This window comes from Brachybacterium sp. HMSC06H03 (assembly GCF_001807385.1).
Taxonomy (GTDB): Bacteria; Actinomycetota; Actinomycetes; order Actinomycetales; family Dermabacteraceae; genus Brachybacterium; species Brachybacterium conglomeratum.
The window spans coordinates 1-4,493 of sequence record NZ_KV788752.1; the positions used below are offsets into that span (position 1 = coordinate 1).

Here is a 4,493-nt window from a genome sequence, read left to right on the forward strand (position 1 = left end):
GTCGTAATCGAGATCGGGAAGCGTGTACTCAGCCATATGGATCATCCCTTCGTCAGTTCTGCGCGGGACCAGCCGGTGCGGGCCCCGCCGTGTGATCCATCCTGCCACGAGGCGCTGGGCAGGGGCAGGGGGCGGCCGGGAAACGGTCCCCTGGTCGGCCATCGGGCCCGGCTGTCGGGGCGGCGGTCCACAATGGTGCGATGGCCACGCCCCGTCCGCGCCTGCCCTCCTCCTTCTCCCTTGCCACGACGGCGTGGTTCGAGGAGTCCTTCGAGGCGCCCACCCCGGCGCAGGCCGCGGCGTGGGAGGCGATCGCACAGGGGCAGGACACCCTCGTGGTCGCGCCGACCGGGTCGGGCAAGACCCTCGCGGCCTTCCTCAGCGCGATCGACCGACTGGCCGGTTCTCCGACACCGTCGTCTGCCGCGACGAGCGTTCTGTACATCTCGCCGCTGAAGGCGCTCGGCGTCGACGTCGAGCGGAACCTGACCTCGCCGCTCGTGGGCACCGCGCGCACGGCCGAGCGACTCGGCCTGCCTCGGCGCCGGCTGAGCGTGGGCGTGCGCACCGGGGACACGCCGCCGGCGGAGCGCCGCCGGCTCGCGACCCATCCGCCGGACATCCTCATCACCACCCCCGAGTCGCTGTTCCTGATGCTCACCTCGCAGGCGCGGGAGACGCTGCGCGGCGTGGACACGGTGATCCTCGACGAGGTCCATGCCGTGGCCGGCACGAAGCGGGGCGTGCACCTGGCGCTGTCCCTGGCGCGGCTCGACGCGATGCTCCCCGCCCCGGCGCAGCGGATCGGACTGTCGGCGACGGTGGAGCCGGTCGAGGAGGTCGCCGCCTTCCTCACCGGCTCTGCGCGGGGCCGGGACGCGGTGGTGGTGCGTCCGCCGTCGACCAAGCGCTGGGACATGCGGATCACGCTGCCGGTCGCAGACCTGCAGGCGATCGAGCCGCCCGCCGATGCGGTCGACGACGAGGACGTCTCGGGGACCATCTGGCCGCATGTCGAGCGGGCGGTGCTCGAGGAGGTCCTCGCCCACCGCTCCACGATCGTTTTCACGAACTCCCGCAGCCAGGCCGAGCGCCTCACCGGGAAGCTGAACCGGCTGCACGCGAGACGGGTCACGACGGCGGCGGCCGACGGTCCGGGTGGGGAGGCGGAGGAGCTCGTCGAGGTCGAGGACATCGCCCGCGCCCACCACGGCTCGATGTCCAAGGAGGTCCGGGCAGGGATCGAGGACCAGCTGAAGTCGGGGACGCTGCGCTGCGTGGTCGCGACCAGCTCCCTCGAGCTCGGCATCGACATGGGCGCGGTGGACCTGGTGCTGCAGGTCGCGGCACCGATGTCGGTCTCGAGCCTGCTGCAGCGGGTGGGCCGGGCCGGGCACGATGTCGGCGCGGTCTCCGAGGGGTCGCTGCACCCGTTGCATGCGGTGGACGTGCTGCGCTCCGCGGTCGCGGTGCAGGAGGCGGTCGCCGGGCGGATCGAGCCGCTGACCGTGCCGCGCAACGCCCTGGACGTCCTCGCCCAGCACACCGTCTCCGCCGCCGCGATGGAGGACCTGCAGGTCGACGCCTGGTACGACCTGGTCCGCTCGGCGCACCCCTATCGGGCGCTGCCCCGCTCCGCCTTCGACCAGACCGTCGACCTGCTCGCCGGGCGCTACCCCTCCACCGACTTCTCCGAGCTGCGGCCGCGGCTCGTCCACGACCGCGAGACCGGCACGCTCACCGCCCGGCCCGGCGCGCAGCGTCTCGCTGTCACCAGCGGCGGCACCATCCCCGACCGGGGCCTGTACCCGGTGCACCTGGTCGCCGCCGAGGGCGATTCCCAGCCACGGCGCGTGGGCGAGCTCGACGAGGAGATGGTCTACGAGTCCCGACGCGGGGACGTGATCACGCTGGGGACCAGCAGCTGGCGGATCGAGGAGATCACCGCCTCCCGCGTCACGGTCTCCCCCGCCTTCGGGCTCACCGGGCGGATCCCGTTCTGGCACGGCGACGGGGACGGGCGGCCCGCGAGCCTCGGCCGGGCGATCTCCGCCGCGCAGTCCGAGCTCGCCGCCCTCCCCCGCCCCGAGGCCGACGAACGCCTCACGGGCCTCGGCCTCGATGACAACGCGCGCACCGTGCTGCTCGACCTGCTCGACGAACAGCAGCAGACGACCGGCGCGGTGCCCGGCCCGGACCAGCTCGTCGTCGAGCGCTTCCTCGACGAGCTCGGGGACTGGCGCGTGGTGCTGCACTGCGCGGCCGGACAGCGGATCACGGGACCGTGGGCCCTTGCCGTCGGCGCCCGGGTCGAGGAGCGCTACGGCCTGGACGGCCAGGTCATGGCCGGGGACGACGGGATCGTGCTGCGCATCCCGCACGGCGAGCAGCCGCCCGGCGCGGACCTGTTCCTGTTCACGCCCGAGGAGATCGAGGAGGAGGTGCGCCGTCTCGTCGGCTCCTCCGCCCTGTTCGCCGCGAGGTTCCGGGAGTGCGCGGCCCGGGCCCTGCTGCTGCCGCGCCGCGACCCGAACCAGCGGGCGCCGCTGTGGCAGCAGCGTCAGCGCGCCGCGCACCTGCTCGAGGTGGCCAGGCCGCATCCGGACTTCCCGATCATGCTCGAGGCGGCGCGGGAATGCCTCCAGGACGTCTACGACCTGCCGGCCCTGGTCGAGCTGATGGGGCAGGTCAGGCGGCGTCGCCTGCAGGTGCGCGAGGTCGAGACCCCCTCGCCTTCTCCCTTCGCGCGCTCGCTGCTGTTCGGCTACATGGCGCAGTTCCTGTACGACACCGACGCACCGCTGGCCGAACGCCGCACCGCCGCCCTGGCGCTGGACCAGTCGCTGCTGGCCGAGCTGCTGGGCACGGTGAGCCTGCGCGAGCTGCTGGATGCCGAGGTGATCGCCGAGGTCGAGCAGCGCCTGCAGGGACTGACCAAGGAGCGGGCGCTGCGCGGGCCCGAGCAGATCGCGGATGCACTGCGCCGCCTGGGCCCGCTCACCCCCGCGCAGCTCGCCGAGCGCGCCGTGGACGGCCTCGACCTCGACGAGGCCCGCGCCGAGCTCGAGCAGTCCCGCCGCGTGCTCACGGTGCGGATCGCCGGGGCGGAGCATCTCGCGGCGATCGAGGACGCCGGTCTGCTGCGCGATGCGCTCGGCACGGCGCTGCCGCCGGGGATCCCCGAGGTGCACCTGGCCGCGGTGGACCGGGCGGTCCCGCAGCTGCTCTCCCGCTGGGCGCGCGGCCGCGGCCCCTTCCTCGCCGACGCACCGGTGCAGGCCTTCGGTCTCGCCCCGGGCGTGGCGCGCGCCGCGCTCGAGCAGCTCACCGCAGAGCGGGTCCTGTCCCAGGGCGAGTTCACTCCCGGCCGCGAGGGCGAGGAATGGGTCGAGGTCGAGGTGCTGCGCCGCATCCGCCGCGCGAGCCTCGCCGCCTCCCGGCGCGAGATCGCTCCGGTCGCGGGGCCCGTCTACGCGCGCTTCCTCGGCCAGTGGCAGCACCTGGTGGGGCGCCGCGCCGGCGGCCGACGGGAGCGCGGCACGTGGACCGGGCAGGACGGGCTGCTCTCGGTCGTGGACCAGCTCGCCGGGGTCTCGCTGCCGCTGTCGGCCTGGGAGTCCCAGGTGCTGCCGGCGAGGCTGCCGGAGGTGACGCCCGCCCTGCTGGACGCCGCCTTCGCGAGCGGGGAGCTGGTGTGGACGGGGCACGGCCGCCTCGGCGCCGACGACGGCTGGATCCGTCTCCACCTCGCCGACGCCCTCCCCCTGGGGCTCGAAGCCGACGCGCTCGAGGAGGCCGCGGCCTCGCTCCCGGACGGCTCCCTCGCGGCGCGGATCCTCGCCCTGCTGCGCACCACCCCGGGCGCGCTGCGGCACGGAGAGATCCTCACCGCGCTGGCCGACGACGGGGAGGCGGCGCGGCCGCAGGACCTGCACGAGGCGCTGTGGGACCTCGCCTTCACGGGCCTGGTCACCAACGACTCCTTCGAGGCGCTGCGCTCCTACGGCCGCGGGCCTGCCAAGGCGCCGTCGGCCCGCACCCCGACACGCTCGCGCAGCCTGGGACGTCGGGGCGCGGCGCGGCTCTCCGCGGCGATGATGCGCCAGGGCGCGTCCAGCCCCTCCGAGCTCGTGACCGGGCCCGTCGGTGCCGGGCGCTGGTCCGCGGTGCGGGTCGAACCGGTCGATCCCGCCGCCCGTGCCGCGGCGCTCGCGACACTGCTGCTGGACCGCCACGGCGTGGTCACGCGCGGGGCGATGGATGTCGAGGACGTCCCCGGCGGGTTCGCCGCGGTGTACCGGGTGCTGGCCGCGCTCGAGGAGAACGGCAGCTGCCGCCGCGGCTACTTCGTCGACGGGCTCGGCGCCTCCCAGTTCGCGCCCGCCGAGGCCGTGGACCTGCTTCGCGACCGGGACCGGGAGGCCGAGGCCGGACGCGACGCCGAGGGGCCCGACGGCGGCGGGGCCGGCCCATCGGCCGAGGCGGTCGCCGTC

1 protein-coding gene is annotated in these 4,493 nt (G+C 75.1%); it reads left to right on the top strand.

What is annotated here, in order from left to right; genetic code table 11:
* Positions 1 to 200: 200 nt before the first annotated feature.
* Positions 201 to 4,493, top strand: a 4,293-nt coding sequence (locus tag HMPREF3159_RS06885; protein WP_070500311.1) for an ATP-dependent helicase, incomplete at its 3' end; no start/stop codon positions are given.